Raw genomic sequence first — 21,608 nt, forward strand, 5'->3', positions numbered from 1 at the left:
AATAGCTCCGTGATCAGTCCTACCCAGTTGCACCTGCTGCGAGTCGTTGTCAGTCTTTTACTGGCAGCGATTCTGGCGGGCTGCGCCAGCCGAGCTCAATGGCCCGATACCCCCGCCCTGAAAACGGCCGGTGCTGATCAGCGGAAAGTGCTGGATCATGTTCCGTTCCATGCTCAGGAGCTGTACCAGTGCGGCCCCGCGTCCCTCGCCATGATGCTCAACAGCCAGGGGCTGAACACCAACCCCACCGTCCTGAAGGAACTGGTATACCTGCCGGCACGCCAGGGCAGCCTGAAAATTGAAATGGTGTCTGCCGCCCGATCCCATGGCTTACTAGTCTACCCGCTGGACGGTTCGCTCAAGAGCTTGTTGGAGGAGATAGCCTCTGGCCACCCGGTGCTGGTGATGCAGAACTTGCGATTCGACTGGTGGCCACAATGGCATTTCGCCGTGGTGATCGGTTACGACGCCGACGACCGCACCATCATTCTTCATACCGGTACCCAGGAGCGGCACGAGCAGGCACTGAAGGTGTTCATGGCCACATGGAACCGTGCAGACAACTGGGCCACGGTCATCCTGCCACCCGACCAACTGCCGGCGACAGCGCAGCCTCTTCGCTTTCTGACATCCGCCAACGACCTGGAAACCACCGGCAGGACCATCGCCGCCACTAAAGCCTATCGAACGGCCGAACAGGCCTGGCCGGACCAACCAGCGGCCATCATAGGACAGGGAAATATTGCCTGGCAACAGGGCCAGGTGGACCTGGCCGCGCAACATTTCCTGAGACTGACCACCAAATTCCCGAACCTGGCCGCCGGCTGGAACAACCTTGCCCACGCACTGGCTACCCAAGGCTGCGCCACAGCATCCAGAAAAGCAGCCAGCTGTGCCAGTGCCATTGATCCAGAGCGTTTCGACGGAAACATCCAGAACGACAGCGATCGACCCCGTCCCGTCGAGTGTCCTGTATTGGACTGCCCCACCCCGATTCACTGAATCTTCTGGAACAACGCGACGTCCTTGGCCGGAATCTCCAGGTGCCACCCATGCCTCCGGGCCAACCAGGCCATGGTGAACTCCCGATAAAACACAACGTGGGTTGGGTCCCGCCGGTAATGCCAGCTGGCAAATCGTCGGTCGTCTGTCTGGAAGCAGGTCATCACGCCCAACCAGCCACCCGGTTTCATCAGCCTGTTCAACTGACGAAACGTATCCGCCGGGCGATGAAGGTGTTCCACCACCTCCGTGCAGGATACGAAATCATACTGGTGTTCCAGAACAGACGTGTCCGGATGAAAGAAGGGATCATAGAGCACCATGTCCATCCCTGCTTCCCGCAGCATCCCGGCCAGCGCCGGGCCGGGGCCACAGCCAAAATCCAGGCCGCGCACACCCGTCTCCAGTCGCTCGAGTAACGGGCTGGTCAGCTTCGAAAGAAACTGTCGGTAGCCCTCATCTTCCGGATGATTGTCGTGGAGGTTGTAAATCTCCCGTTCCCGGCGCTCGTCCAACCAGCAAGACGAGTCCATGACCGTCGCCTCACAGGTTTCACAACGATAGTACGGTATGTCTTTGATGGTCTGAAACGGCACCAGTGAGCGTGTTTCACACACCGGACAGGGCACTTTCAATGGGAGATCTCCTGCAAAATCTAACGAATGTTTCATTGTCATTTCCGGCCATCACACCAGAACCGTGACCGGTGAGCAAAATCAACCCGGACAACCCTGCCTATACTGGGCCAAGACAGAGTAAACAACTGTGCGCTGAACGCGGCAGTTCCTCTTAAACAAGGCTACCTCTCATGGAACGAACGGTGGAAACGTCCAGCCCGATGGCACTCGAAGTGCCGCTGATCTCGGCGCGCTACGCCCGACAGTTTATTCGGTTTATGGAGCGCAAGGGCGTTCGGCGCCACGCCATCCTTGGAGATACCGACATCTCCAGCGACATGCTGGACGATCCCGATGCGAGCCTCTCCATGGGGCAGGTCCGGCAACTGTTGGGTAAGGCGGAGTGGCTGATGGGTGATGAGCGGGCCGCCTTCCAGTTCGGCCAGCAACTGGACCTTCCGGCTCATGGACTACTTGGCTTCGCCGTGCTCGGCCAGGAAAACCCCCGCCGACTGATCAGCATGATTGTACAGTACTTGCGCGTAGGCCTGCCGCTGATGGACATGGACCTCAGCTCAACCGGTTCCACCTTCCGGATACAACTGATCGACAATTGGGGTCTTGGTGACCTGCGCCCCTGCCTCACCAAAATCTATATGGGCAGCATCCATCGGATTTCCTCCCAGGTGTGCAAGCACTTCTGTTTCGAGTTCGATTTCGACTCCTCACTGGAGCCGGAGCAGTGGCGCAGCATCGCTACCGACTGTGAGTTTCGCTTCAACGCCCCCGCGAACCAGGTCACCATGCCTTTGTCCGGCCGCCCCATTCGCAACGACGATACCGGCCTGGAATTCATCCTGGCCAACGCCCGCTCGCGAGAGCGTGAGCCGTCGGAACAGGCCGATGAAACCGTCATGCAGGTGCGGGAAATGATCATGAGCCAGCCAGGCCGCCCCTGCGCCATGGACAATCTTGCCCGTCGGCTCGACATGAGCCCCCGCACCCTGCGACAGCATCTGTCGACCGCAGGCACCTCATTCAGGACGCTCAGAAACGAGATACGCCAGAACTTTGCCACGTTGTATCTCACTGACACAGCTATCCCACTCGACTCTATTGCCGAAAAGCTGGGGTTCAGCGATCAGGCCGGCTTCACCAAAGCCTACCGCTCCTGGACGGGCCAGACGCCCGGCGATGTTCGCCGCCAGGCCCGCGACCGAAAATAGCCATTTATTCGAATACCCATTCCCCTGATAAGAGTCAGTTTTTGAAGGGCGTCACGAAAACGGAATTTCCCCGGCGCTCTCTCCGCTTTGAACAAAAACCTTGCCGGCCTTAGCAATGACCCGAACCTCTCGGCAACGGCCTAATGGCACTGCGTGAGGATAGAACCCCCCACGCAGTCATAAAGGGACACATTGCAAGACCGATACAGCAGTCCTCATCGGTGATTTCTGCATACCCATACAACAAAGATTGAAACCCTAGAGGACGAACTCATGAAACTCAGGAATCCCAACACAAGCGTCCGCACGCTCGGTACTGCGATAGCAGCCGCGGCGCTGATGACCGGTGGCGGCAATGCCTTTGCCGAACCGGTGTCACTGGAACTGGAATTCACCTGCCCGTTCCCGTTGATTGGCGAACAGCCCATTCGAGCGCAGATCAGTGCTGATGTACCCAGCCAGGCAACGGTAGGGCAGCCCACACCAGAATTCACGGTGGACGCCCTGACAACGGTGAATGAAGATTCGAGGTTGGGCCTCAAGCTGGTGGGTTCCGCCACCATTGAAGGCACCGCTACCAATGAAACCATTGTTGTCACGCCGAGCCGTGAGATTGATCTGACGGTACCGCTGACCATTCCCCAGTCGCCCATTCCCGATGAGACCGGCGAATTTACCGTTCCGGCTCAAGGCACCTCCCCGGCCATCACTTTCACCGAGGATGATGTTGGTGAGGCGGTCATTAGCATCGGCGGCCTTACACTCGACATGATCGCCCGTGTTGAGAACGGCGATATTGCGCCTGCGCCCATCGGCGAATTCACCTCCGAGTGCGTTCAGAATGCCGGCCAGGACAACATTCTGCAGACCGTTCAGGTGGTTCCCGACGAGCAGTTTGAACCTCGTATCGCCGTCAGCCCGGAAAATATCGACTTCGGCAACGTACAGGCCGGCACGACTGCGGAAGAGGTGGTTACCATCTCCAACACAGGCCAGGCCGAACTTGGTATCAACAACATCAGCCTTGGCGGAGCGGATGCAGCAGCGTTCACCCAGACCAACAGCTGTACCACCGTTGCTGCCGGTGAGAGCTGCGACGTGAATGTCACCTATATCCCCGACGGCGAGGGTGACCAGAGCGCTACTCTGAGCATTGAGTCCGGCGACGCCGAAAACCCTGTGGTCGACGTGCCGCTAACGGGCAACAGCGTGCTCGCGCCCGTGCCAGAAATCAGCGTTACGCCCGCTGACGTCAGCTTTGGTTCCGTGATGCTGGGTGAAACAGCCACCGCACAGATCACTATTGCCAACGAAGGCACCGCATCGCTGACGATCAACGCCATCGAGATCGCCGGCACCAACAGCAGCGATTTCACCCAGACCAACGACTGTACAACGGTGGCACAGGATGGAAGCTGTACCGTTGAAATCAGCTTCATGCCTTCGGCCGCCGGTGGGCGCAGTGCGACACTCAACATTGCCTCTGACGACCCGGAAATGCCAGACGTAACTGTGGCCCTGAGTGGTCAGGGCAACGATGGCAGCAACGACGTGCTTGAAGTACTCCTGGACCTGGAAGGGCAAACCGACATCAACGCCTCCGGCAGCTCACTGCCGCTGTCTGGCAGCATCGCCACCCAGCTTGAACTCGCAACGGGCATGTTCGAAGCAGACCTTGCGCTTGATCCCACCCAGGGTCAGTTCAAGATTCCCCTGCTGTTCAAGAGTCTGACCGCCAATGCAAAAGTGACATTCGAGCAAGCGGACATCACCACCGGCACGCTGATCAATGGCAACCTCACGGCCAATTCCTCGCTGTACGTGGAGGTACCAAAGGTAACCGTACGCCTGTTCGGCCTGAAGATTCCGGTGGGTGGTGGCAAGGACTGCCGCACGGCGGATCCGGTCAACATCGAGCTGGCCTCGGTGGAAGGCACCAACTTCTCGCTGTCCGAGGGCGGTGACGTAACTGGCAACTACACACTGCCACCCCTGCAGAACTGTGGTCCGCTGACCGACGTTCTCAACCAGTTCCTCGCTGGGCCGGACAATGGCATTGATCTGACATTGACCCCGAACCTCTGAGGGAAGTAAGGGAGGCTCCCAGAGGCCTCCCGGTTTGCCGGTAGCCGCACCTTCGGATGCCGGCAAACCACCATAACAACACCAGGAAGGATGATAACAATGAAAAGCCTGAAGCAATCAGCGTTAGTGTTAGCCATCGCGGGCCTGCCCCTGAGCGGGTACGCCGAACTCAAACCACTGCACGACGCCGACATGGGCCAGATTACCGGCCAGGCCGGCGTTACCATTGAACTCGAAACCCAGGTCACCATGGACGAGTTCACCTACACCGATGAAGGCACGCTGGGTATCAGCGACATCTTCATTGGCGGTGCGGATCGCATCGACATGTTCGAGGAATTCACCTCCGGGCGCGATGCCATTTTCGGCACCAGCAGCACGGATCTGATCGACAACATCAAGATTGAACTGGATGTCGCTGACGATGGCGATGCCATTATCAATGTATTCCCGATCACCGCGCGCCCTGTGGACTTTGCCGTGCGCACCGGCGCCTGGGAGCTACGGGGCAATGGCGGCGAAAGCACGTTGCTGGCGGACAACTTCTCTGCGGAAGGTCTTATACTCCAGGCCCAGGCGACCGTGGATACCGACACGGACACCCTCAACCTGACCACCCGGTTTGCCATCGACGAGCTGGAACTGGATGTGCCCTTTATGGCAGTGGGGATTCGTGACATGCGGATTACCGGCGCTGGTTACGACCCCGACAACCCCTCACTGTTGCCACTGTTCACACTGGTGGATATGGACATCTACAAGGATGCCAATGCCGCGGGCACCGACAGCCTGGCTATCGATATCAACACCTTTGAAGCCGATATGTCCATCGGCCAGGTGCTGGTGGGAGGCACGTCCATCGGATCGGTGGGATTGGATGACCTTGCTATCCGTAACACCTCCATGCGGGTTTACGGGCACTGACACTTGGAATCACTCTCCGGGCGCATGCCCGGGGAGCCCCCCCTACCCTTGGCCAATCGTCACAAAGCGCCAAAGAGCACCACCATCACGACCGCCAGAAATAACAGAAACCAGGTGGCGTAACGGTTGGCCCGATCCTCTCCATGGGCAGAAGCACTCTCGGGGGCATTTGCCGATTCGTATTCAGAGACTAGGGTACGAGCCAGAACGTAATCTTCATCCTCGACATGGACATTGGTAAATCCTGCGGCACCGATCTCACCCATGGCGCCTTGCAGATAATGACCGCCAACATGACACTCTATACCTCTGGACTGCAGGAGGCCGGCGACGATATGTGCTTCGGCCAGATCTCGGGCGCGATACGCTATTTGCATTGGCTGGCTCCAGTCACTTCCAGGAATGTCTTGATTAAACCCTAGCCTGCTTCACGACATTCGTCGATTCCCGCGGGGTTATTTTGGCAGTCGACCGGTTCTCTCCAGCCGCTCACCCACCCAGCGGTGATAAAGCTTTGCGAGTGCAGGGCGAATCACCGGCAAGCCAACCAGCCAGGCCAGTGGCTTCAGCAGCCACACCCGCGACATCAGCAAAATGTAGGCATCCAGTTCCCGATGAATGTTACCCCGGCCATCTTCAACATGCAGTTCCTGAAGCGCTGCAACCGGGTCAATACCCAGCTGTTTCAACTCGTCGTCGCGGCCGGTGATATCGACCCACTCAACAGCGTCTCCGGTTTTGCCCGCCAGCCGTTCATAGAGTTTGCGATCCCTCACACAGCTTGGACAGGCGCCATCATAAAACACGCGAAGCCGATCTTCTGATTCAGTCATAGCCCTCTCCATTTGTTGCATCGCATTCACTTGATTACACGATAAAACAATGATTATTGTTATCAAAACAATCAGAAAATCGCCGCAAGGGACCAGGTGTAGCGACCATGACCATAGCCAGCCGTATCGACACGATTTACCAAACCGAGTCACGTCGAGTGCAGGCCACACTTATTCGTCTGCTTGGCGACTTTGACCTGGCCGAGGAGTCCATGCAGGAGGCCTTCGCCGCTGCCGTGAAACAGTGGCCTGGACAGGGCATTCCCGATAATCCTGCGGCCTGGCTGATCAAAACCGGCCATCGACGCGGCATTGACCACATTCGCCGGCGACAGACCGCCAGGGATAACCTTTCCCACGTCGCCGAGAACGAGCTCTACACCCCGGAGCCAAACACCGACCAAATTGATGACGACCTTCTGCGGCTGATTTTCACCTGTTGCCACCCAAGCCTTGCCATTGAGGCGCAACTGGCACTGACGTTGCGCGAGATATGCAGCCTGACCACCGAGCAGGTCGCCAGCGCCCTGTTGCAGAAACCCACCACCACAGCGCAACGAATTGTCCGTGCCAAGCGCAAGATACGCGAAGCAAATATTCCCTACGAAGTTCCGGAACGAAAGGAGCTCCCTCAGCGCCTGCAGAGCGTCCTGAAAGTCGTCTACCTGATTTTCAACGAGGGGTATTCCTCCAGCGAAGGCAACACCATCGTCAACATCAGTCTCGCCGGCGAGGCCATCCGTCTGGCCAGGCTACTGGCCGAACTGCTGCCGGATGGGGAAGTCTTCGGCCTGTTGGCGCTGTTGCTCCTGCAAGATTCACGGCGGCATGCTCGACAGGATGCGAATGGCGAACTGGTAACCCTGGAGGACCAGAACCGGTCCCTTTGGGATCAGGAGCAGATTCGCTCCGGGCTGACCTGGCTCGATCGAGCCCTGGAACTGACACCAGCAGCACCCTACACCCTCCAGGCTTCCATCGCGGCTACCCACGCCAAGGCCGCCACCGCATTGGATACCGACTGGGCCCGTATCGCCAGGCTATACCAGGCTCTCTATCAACGTCAGCCTTCACCGGTTATTGCCCTGAACCACGCTGTGGCTGTGGCCATGCGAGACACACCGGAGGAAGGCCTGAAGCTGCTCGACCAGTTGGCCGGCCACAAAGCCATTCAGAGTTACTACCTCTATCACGCCGCCCGTGCCGATCTCTTTCGCCGTTCGGGCGATCTCGCAGGCGCCCGCACGGCTTATCAGAGAGCATTGACCCTCACACAGCAGGGGCCGGAACAACGCTACCTGAGCCGGCGGCTGACGGCTCTCGACGGCGCGTGATAAAAAATTTTCCCCGGGCTGTCGATTCATCCACCCTCCGGACGACATACAGATAACCACACGCAAAAAGGGAGATTCACATGAAGTACGTGGCTCTGGTGTACTACCAGGAAAGCATCATCAACAACATGACTGAACAGGAGTGGCATGACCTCAACCAGGAGTGTATTGCCGGCGTGGAGAAGCTCACCAGTCAGGGCAAGTTTGTAACAGGCCAACCTCTGCAGCCTATCGACACGGCTACAACGGTGAGAGTCAGGGACGACGAGGTGCTGATTTCAGACGGCCCGTTTGCCGAAACCAAGGAACAACTGGCGGGCTTCTACCTGCTGGATGCCAACGACCTGAACGAGGCTCTGCAACTCGCGAGCCGTATCCCCCCTGCGCGCTTTGGCAGCATTGAAGTCAGGCCCGCGCGCGAACTTCCTCCCAAGGACTGATACCAGGAGATTCAACATGACGTATGTCGACGGATTTGTAGCGGCGGTCCCCACCGCCAACAAAGAGCAATACATCAAACACGCCAGCGATGCGGCCGTGGTGTTCAAGGATCACGGCGCCCTGAAACTGGTGGAATGCTGGGGTGACGATGTACCCGAGGGCGAAGTCACATCGTTCCCCATGGCCGTGAAGTGCAAGCCGGACGAGACGGTTGTGTTCTCATGGATTGTCTGGCCCTCCCGCGAGGCACGGAACAAGGGCATGCCGAAAGTCATGGAGGACCCCCGTATCCAGGCGGATGTAAATCCCATGCCCTTCGACGGGAAGCGCCTCATTTATGGCGGATTTGAAACGGTTGTGGACGAGTAGTCAATGGGCAGGGCTAGAGAGAAACCTTACCCCGCAGTGCCTTGGTTTTACCTTTCTGGGTCTTTTTGTCCACGCGCCGGCGCTGCGATCCCTTGGTGGGGCGTGTCGGCCGGCGGGCTTTCTGCTGCTTTACCGCTTCCTGAATCAGTGCTTTCAGGCGCTCAAGGGCATCTTCTTTGTTCAGCTCCAGGGTGCGAAATTTCTGAGCCTTGATGACAACGACACCTTCCTTGCTGATGCGCTGGTCGGACAGCCGCATCAGCCGTTCTTTATAAAACGGTGGCAAGCTGGAATTGAGGACATCGAAGCGCAGGTGAACGGCGGAGGCCACTTTGTTGACGTTCTGGCCACCGGCGCCCTGGGCCCGGATCTGGGTGAGCTCGATCTCCCAGTCCCCCAGTTCCACCGCATTGGAAATTTTCAGCATGACGGTTCCGTTTTTTCGATGGATTCACGCAAGCTGCCATCCAGCTCGTCAACGTCCAGGCTTTGCTCGCTAATGACCTCGATACGGGACAGTTCTCGTGGCTCGCACTCGGACACCGACAGCGCGCCGTCCGCCATATTGATCGTCCGCCAGCCATCACTGGTTCGAGCCACTGCCTTGAACCGTACAAAACGGCTATCGAGCGACAATGCCAGCAGAGCGGTTTCTGAAAAGACCGTGTCTGGATGGACACGCCATCCCACGCTGAAATGCCCCTGCCCCCGGTTGCTGACCCGCTGCCACGGTTCGTCCTGGATATCGGGAATCGGCGCAGCTTCCGAAGAGTCATGGTGATGGTGCGCGTGGGGCGTACTGACCTCGGAGAGCGCAGTCTCCCCATCGAGCCAGCCAATGTCCAGCCGGCCTTGCCGGGTGTGGAAAACGGCCGTCTTTTCCGGCTGCAGCTCGGCCACCCAATGATCAAACCGGGCGACCTGCTCCGGTGTGCAAAGGTCCGTTTTATTGGCGACAACAATATCAGCGGCCGCCACCTGATCCTGGAACTGTACGTTTTCCAGAACTTTCTGCTCCTCAAGCCTTCTAGGGTCGACCAGGCAAAGCACAGGGCCCAGTTGAAGCACATCCTGATAATGCTCGCCCGTCAGGGTTTCAATAATCTGGGAGGGATGCCCAAGGCCCGTTGGTTCAATCAGCAATCGGTCTGGCTGGGCTTTGTGAATCAACTGGTTGAGTCCGATTTGCATCGGTAATCCGGCCACGCAACACATGCAGCCTCCTGGCACCTCCCGCACGAAAGTGCCTTCGGTTTCTAGCAAGGCGCCATCAATACCCACTTCGCCAAATTCATTCACCAGAACCGCCCAAACTTCTCCTTCCGGCTTTTTCTTCAGCAGGTCCAGTATGGCGGTGGTTTTTCCCACGCCCAGAAAGCCGAGCACAAGATTGGTGGGTATTGGTGACGTCATAGATCGCCCGTGTCGTTGAATGGAAAGGTCAGCACAACATTGTGTTATAACATAACACTGTAGTATTCCCCTAATACCCGCTGCGATTCGCCCGCTGATACTGTAGTCAGGCTACCACCAACAAGCACAAGGAGACGGGTATGAGCGGTAAAAAAATACTGATGATCACCGGTGATTTCACCGAGGACTACGAAACCATGGTGCCCTTTCAGACACTTCAGGCCGTTGGCCACACGGTGCACGCGGTCTGCCCTGACAAAAAGTCAGGAGACACCGTGGCCACGGCCATCCACGACTTCGAAGGCGACCAGACCTACACCGAAAAGCCGGGCCATCGTTTCGCCCTGAACGCCGATTTCGCCGGACTCAACCCCGCGGATTATGACGCGCTTGTCGTACCCGGTGGTCGCGCCCCGGAATACCTACGCCTGAACGACGACGTCAAGAAACTGGTCCGCCACTTCTTTGAAACCGAAAAACCGGTGGCTGCCATTTGTCACGGCGCGCAGCTGCTGGCCGCGGCCGGCGTGCTCGAAGGCCGTGAATGCTCGGCCTACCCGGCGTGCCAACCGGAAGTGGAACTGGCTGGAGGCCGCTTCGCCGCCATCGACGTTGACGCTGCAGTCACCGATGGTAATCTGGTGACAGCACCGGCATGGCCAGCGCATCCGCAGTGGCTGGCACAGTTTTTCAAACTGCTGGACAAGTGACGGAAACGGGGCTGCCAATGCAGCCCCGGATTCACGAGGATCACACCATGTGTAAACTCTTCGTCCACGCGGATTCCGAACTCTGGATCAGCCGCACCCATTCCCTGCGCATCGACGGCATGGTCACCAGTATTCGCATGGAGAACGCGTTCTGGAACGCACTCACAGAAATCGCGGCCCGGGACGGCATGAACCTGCCCCAGATGATCACCAGGCTTTATCACGAATCCATTGACGCCGGGCACGATCTGGGCAACTTCACCTCGTTTCTAAGGGTGTGTGCCATGCGGTACCTCGCCCTGCAGCTCAGCGGCGATATTCCCCGCGATACCCGGGTGCCCATCGCCTCCCTGGATGCTGACAAGATCCTCGCCAGGAACATGGACCAGAAGCCCCCCAGCGAAGCCGCGCACTAAATCCGCGAATATGAGGGGTCTTTTACCAATTTCAGGTAAGATGCCCCCCATACACGCCGGTCGACATACGATGACCCGCCAGGCCCAACCAGCCGACCGAAAGGATCTATGAAGATACCCAAACGATTACAGCCCCTTGTCGATGACGGCATGGTGGACGAAGTTCTCTACCAGTTGATGAGCGGCAAGGAGGCCCAGGTGTTCGTGGTGCGCTGCGGTGACAGTGTTCGCTGTGCCAAGGTGTATAAGGAAGCTCAGAAACGCAGCTTCAAACAGGCCGTCCAATACCAGGAAGGCCGCAAGGTTCGTAACAGCCGTCGCGCCCGCGCCATGGGCAAGAAAACCCGCTACGGCCAAAAGGAACAGGAAGACGCCTGGCTCAATGCCGAGGTGGACGCCCTTTATCGTCTGGCAGGTGCCGACGTGCGCGTACCGGAACCGTTCGGATTCGTGGATGGCGTGTTGTTGATGGAGATGATTGCCGACGAAGACGGCAAAGCCGCGCCCCGGTTGGACGATGTCACACTCACGCCGGAGCAGGCCCGGGATTATCACAGCAAAGTCATTGCTGACGTGGTGCGCATGCTCAGTGCCGGCCTGATCCATGGCGATCTGTCAGAGTTCAATGTACTGGTCGATGCCACGGGCCCAGTCATCATCGACCTGCCGCAGGCGGTTAATGCTTCTGGCAACAACAGCGCCGAAAGAATGCTGGAACGGGACGTGGACAACATGCGCCGCTATTTTGGACGCTTCGCCCCTGAACTGTTGAACACGGATTATGGCAAGGAAATCTGGGCGCTCTATGAGTCCGGCGACCTGCACCCCGACAGCCGGCTGACCGGGTGTTTCGAGCACGACACGGAAAGCGCGGATGTGGACGAACTGATGGCGGTTATTGATGCCGCGAAAGAGGAAGAGCGCGAACGCCTGGAACGCCTGAGGGATGCCGAGGCCGGCGACGACTAACCTACTTTCTCCACAAACCGACTTGCCACACGATCTGACAACATCAGGTGAGCCAGCGCCGGGTACGGCAGGTAATGGCTAAGCAGGAACAGTACTCCCGAGGAATCCAGCCCGGCAGACAGGCCCACATAGGCACCCCAGGCAACGAACAACGCGCCGAGAAAGCCGCCGTAGGCCCACAGCACGCGCCCGCGCTCTTCACCAGTCGGCACCCGTTTCAATACCCGGACCACTGACCAGCCGATGTAGGCCGCAATCAGTGCCGCGATCACCACGGAAACCACCACGCCTGTCAGCCCGAACAGGAAGCGCGCCAGATAGTTGGTGAGAAAAAACAGCACAACGGCGCTGACGGCAACAATGGTTACCCGCGAGCGCTTCAGATCTTCCATAAACAGATTCCCGGTCAGCTACATCATAGAGTTTGCACTGTTTTAACATTCCGGGCGCGCAGAAGCGACTTCGCTTGCTGAAGTTGCTGCGTGTTTTCCGCGTGAACGGCCAATACATACTGGCCCTTGCGCAAAGCGGACTGTGCCTTCATCAGATAGGGTGTGTGGTCCGGGCGGATAGTGATGCCCCCCGCAACCAATAGCCCGAGCATCAAACCAAGCGCGGTGAGCGCGGACCCCGAGACCACCGTATTCTGCGAGATAAAACCAATGCCAAGGGCATTCAGTATCATATAGACGATAAAACCCGATACAGCACCGCCGACACTCAGGCCCACATGGGAACGAACAAGTGTCTGCCAGATGCCCTGGTCCTCAGGTTCGAGTTCTTTTCCCTGGCGGCGGTCGGCGGGGCTCAGCACGGATACCTGATCATTGGTCAGGCATGTCTCGTTGCACAATGCTTTTGCCGTTCCGTTGGCGTCCGACGCTGTCTCGAAAACGGCAGCCACTTTGTGGCCTTCGTGCTCACCGGTCAAACTCATTGAGGGTTTCATGACAATACCTCCTGAGCCTTGCAGCGAATGGATGGGGCTTTTGCTGTGAGGCATTGCCCCCCTATCCATGAACATACAACACACATACCTGTATTTCGAATGACCATCCGGCAATAAGACGCTCTGAGGGCTCGCTCTACCAGGCTAGCCAGATTACGTGGCGCGCGCCCTTGCCCGGGCGCAGAGCCCTGACCGTCACCGGCTCTACGGAAAAGCCTGCGCGGCGCAGTCTTTCGGTGAATGCGTGCTCCGGGCCGGCGGACCAATAGGCCAGTATGCCGTCGGGGCTCAGGGACTTCTGGGCGGCTGCGATACCGTCCGGAGAGTAGATCCAGTTATTCTCCTTGCGGGTGAGTCCTTCCGGGCCGTTGTCCACATCCAGCAGGATGGCATCCCAGTTGCCGTCGCCTTCTCTCAGCAACTCTGCCACATCGCCCACGTGAACACTGGCGCGAGCATCGTTCAGTGGATATCCAGCGGCTGCGCCCAACGGCCCCCGGTTCCATTCCTCGACCTCCGGCACCAGCTCCGCCACGGTTACCCTGGCGTCCTCTGCCAGAGCCGACAACGCCGCTGCCAGCGTGAACCCCATGCCCAGCCCACCGATCAATACCCGGGGCCCAGGCACGCCAACTATGCGCTCGCAGGCGAGCGTGGCCAGCGCATCCTCCGAGCCATGCAAGCGGCTGTTCATCAGCTCGCCGGTAGTACCGGCAATCTTGATAGAGAACTCATCATTGCGTTGCAGCAGTCGCAACCGGGTCCCGTTGCCGGGAATCGTCGCTGTACCGATTTCCTGGAATCGGCCCATCTATTTTTTAACCCACTGGCCATCCTTCAGGATGTACTGCCCCGATGGTGTTTTTTCCAGTGCTTTCTGGCCGGCCACCGTTTCCACCTGGGTGACGGGAATATCGTGTTTCTCCGCAATGCGGGCGTATTCAGCCCGACGAGCCTGGTTGATGGCGTCGACAATTCCCTGGGCGTTTCCGCTTGCCTTGACCACGTCCAGATACCCCGTTGGGGTTTCCCCTACCAGTCCTTGCTGTTTGGCGGTATCCAGCTGGCTTTTGGCCTCCTGCAGCCCCATGGCCGCAGCCGGTATGGCGAGGCAAAGTACGAGGATAAACGCACCGAGTTTGGAAAACCGTTTCATGAGTGACTCCCTGGATTCAGAATTGACCATCAGAACAACCCCTTCTCGCCGAAGAGTTCATCCACCTCTTCATCCACCTTCACGTAGATTTCATGCTGGATCTTGACGTTCAGGTTCACGGTGATGGGCTCTTTGGGCGCCTCCATCCTGACCGTAGGCGTGCAGGCTGCCATACCCAGGGCCAGTGCGAGCAGCACCAGCGTGTAACCACGTTTTCCGGACAAACCGCCCGGCCCAAATGCGACCATATGCCTTACTCCTGATTGTTTCCCGCCCCGGTGGATTGGCGTTGCGCTTCCCGCTCCCGTATCAGGTTGCGCACTTTTTCTGTCACGGCGTCATTGACCCGGCCACTCAGTTGCAGGCTGGTCAGTAACGCCGGAATGTCCTCTTCCAGATTGATGTTGAGGACAATGGGATGACCATCCCTTACCTCAGGGCTGCTGCCTTCCAACCGCAATCCCAGCGTGAGGGTACCATCCTGAGCGTAGTCTATCGTGCTATTAAGAACCGAGTAGTGAAAGTTTTCCATGGCCTGGACCACCAATGTCATCGCCTGGTTACCCTGGGCCATCCCCTTCAATCGATCGGCAGGCAGTTTCAGCGTTCCGCCAGGGGCCACCGCCTGGACCTGCCCGGAATCGATGCTCACACCCTCCGGACCAATCCGCACCGGAATAGCACCCTGAAGCAAACCGCTGCCCGCCAACCCCTCGGCGGGGTATACCTGCATCAGCTGCGCCAGCTCAATGCCGCTGAGTTCAAGGGGAACCCGCAGCGGCATGTCAGCGAGTTGCCATTCTCCAGGTGTAACCCGAACCTCGCCGCCCAGAAGCTCGGATGAGGCCCGGTCCAGAACCAGGGTACCGTTGGCAACCTGACTCCGGCGCGCGCGATAGAAGCCGGCAACCCGCACATCGCGCAAGGCGATGCCTGGATTGAGGGTATCCAGTGTCAGATCGGATGTCCGAACATTTACGTCGTCATTGTCCAGGCTCAGATTCACCCTGCCGTCGAGACCGGTCCAGGCCGTCCGGGCGTACAATCCACCAACGTTATCGAAATCAATGTCCCCCTGAACGCGGATGCCCTGGAATGGAAAGCGCGCACTCAGGGCCGCCTCTACGCGACCGTCACTCACCTCCATCGCCGCTGGCCAGGCGGTGAACGTATCCGCCAGCGCGCGACCGCCACTCGTGCCCTCAGCATTCATGCTCACCTCAAGCGCCGGTACGCCCTCGAACGGATAGTTCATGTGCGTATCGGCAATGGCGCCGGCGTCCGACGATAGCCTTCCGTCGATCTTCAGTTCGGTAAGGGTGCCGTCCAGTTGCCCATCGAAACGCCAGGGCTGGGGAATCAACTGGGCGTTGTGAATGGTGGCGACGGCCGCCTCAAACGGACCCTCGACCGCAAGCCGGTCCAGTGCCATGGGGGCCAGCTGATAGTCCCCGAGCAGAGTCACACCGGCCAGGTTGAACACCAGGTCATCTAACCGGGAATCCTCGCCGGGCGCGGCAATATCGTCGAACTCGACACGGCTTTGTTCGCCGAGAGTCAGTGTTGCAGACCGCTCGCTGGCTTTACCGCTGACCGTCAGGTTTATCCGGCCTTCACTCATGGTCCAGCCAGCAATGCTCCGTTCGGGCAAGCGCCCTTCGATCTTCATGTCGTTGGTGGTGAGCTGCCGTTTATCGGGTTCCAGAGGACTTGAGATGGTCAGATCACCCTCGGCATGGACACCTTGCGGCAGAGTCAGTGCCAGTTGATCGATCACAATGGCCTCGGGCATGGGGCCATACCAGTGCCAGCTCCAGGCCTGCGACAGTTGTTTCCCCACCATGTGATAGCGCTGCCCTTCCCGGTTCTGGGTCGCAGACAAACGGTCCAGCCGCAGGCCCGCCAGCGAGACGTCACCCCATTGCCATTCAAGGTTGCTGATGCCGTTTGCCTTCCGCCAGGTCTCCCACGCGACAAGGGCATACAAGCCACCCGCCATCGACAACATGACAATCAGGCTCAGAAGCAACAGCAGGCATCGGCGTAATGTCATGAAAGCAGCCATCAATGAGTTAGTGTCCGCGCCAGTTCACCGTGTACAGGTCGTGGCGGCGATCCTTGAGGTTCTTCACGGTGCCGCTGTTGCGGGCGGTAAGCAGTGTTTCGGGCCGTAGATCGGCAAAGGCGACGGTCTCCACATTCGGCGTGGTATCCGCAGCGATGCCATCACGGGCAAAGGGAAAATCACAGGGTGTCAGGATGCAACTCTGGCCGTACTGCAACTCCATGTTGGGCACTTTGGGCAGGTTGCCGACATTGCCAGACATGATCACGAACAGCTGGTTTTCCACAGCACGGGCCTGACAGCAATACCGTACCCTCAGATAGCTCTGGCGCTCATCGGTACAGAAAGGCACGAACAGGATCTGGATGCCCTGGTCCACCAGGTGACGCGTCAGCTCGGGAAACTCCGCGTCGTAGCAAACCAGCACACCTATGGGCCCGCAGTCGGTTTCAATGGCAGTAACACGGCTGCCACCGGTGATATTCCACCAATAGGCTTCGTTCGGCGTGGGGTGAATCTTGGGCTGCGAGAACACCTGACCGTCCCTCAGGAAGACATAGGCAACATTGCGAACCCGGCCGTCCTCTTCCTTGACCGGCGTGGAGCCACCAACAATGTTGATGTTGTGCCTCAGGGCCAGGTCCCGCATCAGGTTGCGGAAGGGTTCGGCGTACTCCGTCACCGCTTCGATGGCTTCCGCAGGGGTGCCGTCACGGCTTTCAATGGACAGCAACTGCAGCGTGAACAACTCTGGGAACACGACGAAATCACCTTTGTAGGTGGACACCACATCCACAAAGTAGCGGACAATGTCGCTGAACTCCTCAAACGATGCCACCCGGCGCTGCTGGTACTGTACGGTGCCGATCCGAACGGTGTCCGGCACTCGCCGACCGTATCGCTTGCGTTTGCCGTTATCGCCGTTGCGGGCCACCTTGGGATTCCGCCAGGTCAGGTGAATACCGTAGCCCAGGGACGCGTGGTCAGCATCCAGGTAATGCGGAATAATGCCGTGGATTTCAAAACCGTTGTGTAACTGGAACGACAGCACCGGGTCCCGTTGCTTTTTCGATTTCACCGCCTCCACGTACTCTTCCACCGATTCAAACTTCTTCAGGCGCTTGGCCAGCGTCGGTAATCTTCCCGCGAACACGACTCCCTGCAACGCCAGCGCCTGGCAAAGCGTTTTACGTTCGTTGTACAGACGCTCACCAATGCGGTAGCCACGGCAGTCGGGGTCTACACACACCTCCATGCCATACAGCCACTCCCCTTCCGGGTCATGGCGCGAGGCATAACCGTTGCCGGTGATTTCTGTCCAGTCGTGAGGCGCCAGCGCAACGTCTTCCCCAATGCGAAACGTGGCGCAATACCCCACCACACGGTCACCCAACATGGCGACAAACTGGCCTTCCGGGAAGGTGTTGATCTGCCCGGTCAGGGGGCCAGCGGTGTAGCCGTACATCCCTGTACCCGCGTACACACGACGACTCAGGGTAATGATTCCCGGTATATCGCCAAGGGTGGCGTTTCTTACGTACAGGCGCTGTGTCGTGTCCGAAAAGGGAGGACTCATAGAAACCTCGGAAGCTGGAAGCCTAAAGGCATAGTTCGCGAAATGTCCTTGAGCCGTCAAGTGGCCTCTGCAGAAAACAAATCGAAGCAAACTTTAACCTGACAAACCGACATCAGGCCTTTTAGAGTAGGCCCATGTAGAACGATCAGAGGTTTTTCCATGAATCGGCGCCCAATGCTTCCGATGCTCGCAATCCTGATGGCCCTCGGTCTGGTGGGCTGCGCCAGCAATCAGAGCCTGCCTCCAGCGAGTGTCACCACCTGGCAATCCTCTCACAGCGCCACACCGGAGGATGCGGCAACAGCGGATCGGTTATGGCAGGTATTCGAGCGTTACGAAGGCACGCCCTATCGCTATGGCGGCACGTCAGCCAATGGCTTCGATTGCTCTGGTTTCATCGCCACTGCCTTCGATGAAGCTCTCGGCCGCCAGCTACCCCGTACAACCTCCCAGATGCTGGCATCCGGTGACGTAGTCGGGCGTGACCAACTGCGGGCCGGCGACCTGGTGTTCTTCCGTATCAAAGGCAAGGACCAGCATGCCGGCATCTACATGGGTGGCGACAGCTTCATTCATTCCTCGACCTCCATCGGCGTTACCCACTCGTCCCTCAACGGATACTACTGGCGGGATCGTTTCAGCCAGGCAAGACGGTTTGATTAGCCCGTCAGTAGCAGCACCACGCCCAGCAGATAGAGAACCATGATACCCACGCTTTCTGTACCTATCTGACCTATACCGTGGCGCTCACGGCGAATCAATCCCATCATCAGCACGCCGGACATCAAGAGGGTGAGCGCCGCCCAGAATACCGAATCCTCCGGCATGGCATGGTAGATCGACCCGTCCCGGTAGGCGATATCGGAGGCTGCAGTAAACAGCGTGTCGAACGCGTTGCCGCCAATAATACCGCTTACGGCCAAGGTCAGCGCGCCTCGGCGAACCGCGGCTATGGACGTCACCAGCTCAGGAATCGACGTACTGATCGCCGTCAACATCACGCCAACAATCGTCTGACTCAGGTTAGCCCTGTCAGCAATCACCGTCGCCGCTGGCTCCAGCATCCAACCTGCAATGCCGAGTACCAGCATCAGCGCCAGGAATTCAGTCCAAAGCCGTAGCAGCGGCGGCATGGCGGTTACATCATCCGGCTCGTCTTCCCATGTTTCCCTGGTTATTGATGGCCGCCACATGGGCGATTCCGATGCGTCCCTCACCAGGTAAATTCCGAAGATGTAAGCACCCAGCAGAGCCGGCGTGACCGGATGAACACCGAAGAACGTCACGTCCGGCAGGTGGGGCGCGAACAGGATCAATGCCAGCAGGCAGATCAGCAAGCCGTTCTGCATCATGTTCGGGACCGACGCGGCCGCATGCTCGAGATTGGCGCGACGATAAACCATGTCCGCCACCGCGAGGAAAAACGTCTGGACAGCAATGCCACCCAAAGCGTTGCTCACGGCCAGTTCCGCGTTACCATGCCACGCTGCAGTCACCGACAGCACTGATCCGCCGAGGGACGTCGACGCCCCCAGAAGCACCGCACCCGCCGCGGCCTCACCTATTCCAGTGCGGTCAGCGAGTTGATCCACAATCCGTGTGATACGCGTGCCAGCCAGTGCGATAATAGCGGCACACACACAAAACACGAGACTACCCTGAAGTAGGGTCCAGCTTTCGGGAGACGATAGCTCCACGATAAAAATCTCCTTGGAAAAAGAGAGAATGGCGCCTATCTGCGCGAGCGAGGCGGAAACCACCACCAGGTAGCGACGACCAGAAGCCCAAATACCGTATAGGCGGCAATAAACACCCATGCAGGAGCATCGTAATAGAGAATCTGCTGCAGCCAATGCTCGACAAAGCTGCCGGCGTAGCCATCAACGCCAGCCTTTGACCTTAGCCATATTTCCAGTGTGGTCAACGGGCAGACAATGCCAAGCCAGGCCTCTGCAACCACGACGGCAATCGCGCCCAGGTGAGCCAGTCGGAACCACACATTGTTCACCCAGCGCCACCCCAGGCCGTTACCTGCCAGCACCAGGACCAACCCGAACAGAACGAAGGCCACCACCAGCACATGAATGGTCAGGACGGTATCGGCGAGAATCTGATAAACGTTGCCCATGACGACTGTCTTCTCTAACAAAATGCCAGGCTTCCATGATCCCGCCAGACAACATCGATTGGCAAACGTGGACTCACACACGGAATGCAAGATAATATCTGTAGCAAATACCTACAATTTTCTGTGGCTACGTGGACGCCCCAAACGCGTCCGCAATAAATGGAATTACAAACGCTATGGACCCAGCACCCGGAAATCATCTCCAAGCCGTCAAAATAGAACTTAATCGCCTTGAAGCCTACCGGCGGCGCACCTATTTTGTCGTACTGGCCCTGACCGTGGCTATCATGATGCTCAGTTGGGCTTTCCGGGAACAAAGCGACTCGTTCATTACCATCGCCTACCCTGTTTTCTCCGTCATTATCACCGCTCTTGGCTTTGCATTCTGGCGCCGATCCTTGCAGCTCCGAACCATGGAAATCACGCTCGTCGCCGTGGTCGGGACGATGATACTCAGCCGCCTCGCGTGGCATTTTGCGGTTGGCGACCCGCTCGGCGAACACCTTCTTTTGCTCACGGGCGGGCACTACTGGGCAGTGGGTATCATGATCGTTGGCGGTTTTATTGCGCTTGGTTTTCGGGGCGGCATGGTGACAGGTTTCGCGACCTTGCTGTTTTCGGGCGCGCTGACCACTCAGGAAGTCTCTCAATGCTTCCTGGCAGCAGGTGATCACTGTCAAAACTGGGTATACCTGCTGCGCATCCACCTGTTCCTCACCGTTCTGTTGGTGCTTACCAGCGCCGGAACGCTGCTGCGTGAACGCTCCTGGAGTGCCTTTGCGCGAGCCGAGACCCTGCACCACTGGGCGAACACAGATCCGCTATGCGGCCTGGCAAACCGCCGGGGTGCTGACCGTTTCCTGTCTGCCGAAGCCGCCCAGGCAGACCGATACCAGCGCCCTCTGACCATCATTCTGATTGATATTGACGAATTCAAGAGCATCAACGATGACTACGGCCACGAAGTTGGTGATGCGGTGATTCGCGAATTTGCCGCTATCCTTTCCAAAACCGTTCGTGAAGTGGACCTCGCCGCTCGCTGGGGCGGAGACGAATTCCTCGTCGCCACACCGGGCGTGGACCTTCGCAGCGCCCGCCACGCCGCACAACGCTGCCGCCGCGCCATTGAAAGGGCACCCATCGCGGGTGTCTCCGTGACCGCCACCGTCGGTATTGCCGAGTACCTGCCTGGACAGGGCATCGAGGATGCCATCAGCCGGGCCGACGCCATGCTCTACCGCGCCAAGGCCGCTGGCCGGAACCGGGTGATTACGGAGGCCTGCGAACTGGTCTGAACGCTACTCGAACATCCCTGCCGTTTTTGGACGACTTCGTGTCGTATTGGATTTACCACCCATGACCGATCCGGGCCACATTGAATCAAGGCCGCTCACG

26 protein-coding genes are annotated in these 21,608 nt (G+C 58.4%); 12 read left to right on the top strand and 14 right to left on the bottom strand.

Features of this window, described 5'->3' with window-relative positions:
- Positions 1-9: 9 nt before the first annotated feature.
- Positions 10-1,002 carry a PA2778 family cysteine peptidase gene (locus MDG893_RS01370; protein ID WP_007151912.1) on the top strand — a complete coding sequence of 331 codons (993 nt, stop codon included), beginning with the start codon at positions 10-12 and terminating at the stop codon, positions 1,000-1,002.
- Here MDG893_RS01370 and MDG893_RS01375 read toward each other — a convergent pair.
- Positions 996-1,673: a methyltransferase domain-containing protein gene (locus MDG893_RS01375; RefSeq protein ID WP_040474146.1), complete on the bottom strand. Its 678-nt coding sequence runs from the start codon at positions 1,671-1,673 to the stop codon at positions 996-998. The genes MDG893_RS01370 and MDG893_RS01375 overlap by 7 nt on opposite strands.
- Positions 1,674-1,810: 137 nt before the next feature.
- Between MDG893_RS01375 and MDG893_RS01380 the strand changes: the two genes are divergently transcribed.
- The 3 genes from MDG893_RS01380 to MDG893_RS01390 all read left to right on the top strand — a co-directional run bounded on the left by MDG893_RS01380 (position 1,811) and on the right by MDG893_RS01390 (position 5,854).
- A complete protein-coding gene (locus MDG893_RS01380; protein WP_007151914.1) occupies positions 1,811-2,845 on the top strand; it encodes an AraC family transcriptional regulator in 1,035 nt (344 codons plus the stop codon).
- A 273-nt stretch (positions 2,846-3,118) separates the two neighbouring features.
- Complete coding sequence (locus MDG893_RS01385; protein ID WP_007151915.1) at positions 3,119-4,930, top strand: choice-of-anchor D domain-containing protein; 1,812 nt, start codon at positions 3,119-3,121, stop codon at positions 4,928-4,930.
- 99 nt (positions 4,931-5,029) lie between these two features.
- Positions 5,030-5,854 carry a DUF6160 family protein gene (locus MDG893_RS01390; protein WP_007151916.1) on the top strand — a complete coding sequence of 275 codons (825 nt, stop codon included), beginning with the start codon at positions 5,030-5,032 and terminating at the stop codon, positions 5,852-5,854.
- 59 nt (positions 5,855-5,913) lie between these two features.
- Here the strand turns inward: MDG893_RS01390 and MDG893_RS01395 are convergent, their stop codons facing one another.
- Together MDG893_RS01395 and MDG893_RS01400 are read right to left on the bottom strand one after the other, a co-directional pair.
- Positions 5,914-6,231 carry a putative signal transducing protein gene (locus MDG893_RS01395; RefSeq protein ID WP_007151917.1) on the bottom strand — a complete coding sequence of 106 codons (318 nt, stop codon included), beginning with the start codon at positions 6,229-6,231 and terminating at the stop codon, positions 5,914-5,916.
- A 78-nt stretch (positions 6,232-6,309) separates the two neighbouring features.
- Positions 6,310-6,687 carry a thiol-disulfide oxidoreductase DCC family protein gene (locus MDG893_RS01400; RefSeq protein ID WP_007151919.1) on the bottom strand — a complete coding sequence of 126 codons (378 nt, stop codon included), beginning with the start codon at positions 6,685-6,687 and terminating at the stop codon, positions 6,310-6,312.
- A gap of 107 nt (positions 6,688-6,794) precedes the next feature.
- On the opposite strand from MDG893_RS01400, the gene MDG893_RS01405 reads away from it, so the two are divergent.
- The 3 genes from MDG893_RS01405 (at position 6,795) to MDG893_RS01415 (ending at position 8,831) form a co-directional block, all read left to right on the top strand.
- Positions 6,795-8,021: an RNA polymerase sigma factor gene (locus MDG893_RS01405; RefSeq protein WP_007151920.1), complete on the top strand. Its 1,227-nt coding sequence runs from the start codon at positions 6,795-6,797 to the stop codon at positions 8,019-8,021.
- An 80-nt stretch (positions 8,022-8,101) separates the two neighbouring features.
- Positions 8,102-8,461 carry a YciI family protein gene (locus tag MDG893_RS01410; RefSeq protein ID WP_007151921.1) on the top strand — a complete coding sequence of 120 codons (360 nt, stop codon included), beginning with the start codon at positions 8,102-8,104 and terminating at the stop codon, positions 8,459-8,461.
- Positions 8,462-8,477: 16 nt separating this feature from the next.
- The gene (locus MDG893_RS01415; RefSeq protein ID WP_007151922.1) at positions 8,478-8,831 is read left to right on the top strand and encodes a DUF1428 domain-containing protein; all 354 of its coding nucleotides are present in this window, start codon (positions 8,478-8,480) and stop codon (positions 8,829-8,831) included.
- Between the two features lie 13 nt (positions 8,832-8,844).
- On the opposite strand, the gene arfB is transcribed toward MDG893_RS01415, so the two are convergent.
- Both arfB and MDG893_RS01425 read right to left on the bottom strand, forming a co-directional pair.
- Positions 8,845-9,258, bottom strand: a complete 414-nt coding sequence (gene arfB / locus MDG893_RS01420; protein ID WP_007151923.1) for an alternative ribosome rescue aminoacyl-tRNA hydrolase ArfB — start codon at positions 9,256-9,258, stop codon at positions 8,845-8,847.
- Positions 9,252-10,244, bottom strand: coding sequence for a CobW family GTP-binding protein (locus tag MDG893_RS01425; RefSeq protein ID WP_007151924.1), 993 nt, complete (start codon positions 10,242-10,244; stop codon positions 9,252-9,254). The genes arfB and MDG893_RS01425 overlap by 7 nt, the downstream gene beginning before the upstream one ends.
- Before the next feature lie 140 nt (positions 10,245-10,384).
- On the opposite strand from MDG893_RS01425, the gene MDG893_RS01430 reads away from it, so the two are divergent.
- The 3 genes from MDG893_RS01430 to MDG893_RS01440 all read left to right on the top strand — a co-directional run bounded on the left by MDG893_RS01430 (position 10,385) and on the right by MDG893_RS01440 (position 12,339).
- On the top strand, positions 10,385-10,954 hold the full coding sequence (locus MDG893_RS01430) for a DJ-1/PfpI family protein (protein ID WP_007151925.1): 570 nt from the start codon (positions 10,385-10,387) through the stop codon (positions 10,952-10,954).
- 47 nt (positions 10,955-11,001) lie between these two features.
- A complete protein-coding gene (locus tag MDG893_RS01435) occupies positions 11,002-11,370 on the top strand; it encodes a ribbon-helix-helix domain-containing protein (protein WP_040474196.1) in 369 nt (122 codons plus the stop codon).
- Between the two features lie 108 nt (positions 11,371-11,478).
- Complete coding sequence (locus MDG893_RS01440) at positions 11,479-12,339, top strand: PA4780 family RIO1-like protein kinase (RefSeq protein WP_007151927.1); 861 nt, start codon at positions 11,479-11,481, stop codon at positions 12,337-12,339.
- Here the strand turns inward: MDG893_RS01440 and MDG893_RS01445 are convergent.
- The 7 genes from MDG893_RS01445 to MDG893_RS01475 form a co-directional block, all read right to left on the bottom strand.
- Positions 12,336-12,731 carry a hypothetical protein gene (locus MDG893_RS01445; RefSeq protein ID WP_007151928.1) on the bottom strand — a complete coding sequence of 132 codons (396 nt, stop codon included), beginning with the start codon at positions 12,729-12,731 and terminating at the stop codon, positions 12,336-12,338. The two genes, MDG893_RS01440 and MDG893_RS01445, sit on opposite strands and share 4 nt — an antisense overlap.
- 23 nt (positions 12,732-12,754) lie before the next feature.
- The gene (locus MDG893_RS01450) at positions 12,755-13,288 is read right to left on the bottom strand and encodes a hypothetical protein (RefSeq protein ID WP_007151929.1); all 534 of its coding nucleotides are present in this window, start codon (positions 13,286-13,288) and stop codon (positions 12,755-12,757) included.
- 136 nt (positions 13,289-13,424) lie between these two features.
- Positions 13,425-14,099: a polyamine aminopropyltransferase gene (locus MDG893_RS01455; RefSeq protein ID WP_007151930.1), complete on the bottom strand. Its 675-nt coding sequence runs from the start codon at positions 14,097-14,099 to the stop codon at positions 13,425-13,427.
- Complete coding sequence (locus tag MDG893_RS01460) at positions 14,100-14,444, bottom strand: YdbL family probable chaperone protein (protein WP_040474197.1); 345 nt, start codon at positions 14,442-14,444, stop codon at positions 14,100-14,102.
- Positions 14,445-14,473: 29 nt separating this feature from the next.
- Positions 14,474-14,692, bottom strand: a complete 219-nt coding sequence (locus MDG893_RS01465; protein ID WP_007151932.1) for a YnbE family lipoprotein — start codon at positions 14,690-14,692, stop codon at positions 14,474-14,476.
- Positions 14,693-14,697: 5 nt separating this feature from the next.
- Positions 14,698-16,497, bottom strand: coding sequence for an intermembrane phospholipid transport YdbH family protein (locus MDG893_RS01470; RefSeq protein ID WP_157132722.1), 1,800 nt, complete (start codon positions 16,495-16,497; stop codon positions 14,698-14,700).
- Positions 16,498-16,516: 19 nt separating this feature from the next.
- On the bottom strand, positions 16,517-18,085 hold the full coding sequence (locus MDG893_RS01475) for a carbon-nitrogen hydrolase family protein (protein ID WP_040474147.1): 1,569 nt from the start codon (positions 18,083-18,085) through the stop codon (positions 16,517-16,519).
- A gap of 159 nt (positions 18,086-18,244) precedes the next feature.
- Here MDG893_RS01475 and MDG893_RS01480 point away from each other — a divergent pair, with 159 nt between their 5' ends.
- Positions 18,245-18,748, top strand: a complete 504-nt coding sequence (locus MDG893_RS01480) for a C40 family peptidase (RefSeq protein WP_040474148.1) — start codon at positions 18,245-18,247, stop codon at positions 18,746-18,748.
- On the opposite strand, the gene MDG893_RS01485 is transcribed toward MDG893_RS01480, so the two are convergent.
- Both MDG893_RS01485 and MDG893_RS01490 read right to left on the bottom strand, forming a co-directional pair.
- Positions 18,745-19,782, bottom strand: coding sequence for a sodium:calcium antiporter (locus MDG893_RS01485; protein ID WP_244264364.1), 1,038 nt, complete (start codon positions 19,780-19,782; stop codon positions 18,745-18,747). The genes MDG893_RS01480 and MDG893_RS01485 overlap by 4 nt on opposite strands.
- A 35-nt stretch (positions 19,783-19,817) precedes the next feature.
- Positions 19,818-20,213, bottom strand: a complete 396-nt coding sequence (locus MDG893_RS01490) for a DUF2784 domain-containing protein (RefSeq protein ID WP_007151937.1) — start codon at positions 20,211-20,213, stop codon at positions 19,818-19,820.
- A gap of 176 nt (positions 20,214-20,389) precedes the next feature.
- Between MDG893_RS01490 and MDG893_RS01495 the strand changes: the two genes are divergently transcribed.
- The gene (locus MDG893_RS01495; RefSeq protein ID WP_007151938.1) at positions 20,390-21,508 is read left to right on the top strand and encodes a GGDEF domain-containing protein; all 1,119 of its coding nucleotides are present in this window, start codon (positions 20,390-20,392) and stop codon (positions 21,506-21,508) included.
- The last annotated feature ends 100 nt before the right edge of the window (positions 21,509-21,608 follow it).

It is taken from the genome of Marinobacter algicola DG893 (assembly GCF_000170835.1).
In the GTDB taxonomy this organism is placed as follows: Bacteria; Pseudomonadota; Gammaproteobacteria; order Pseudomonadales; family Oleiphilaceae; genus Marinobacter; species Marinobacter algicola.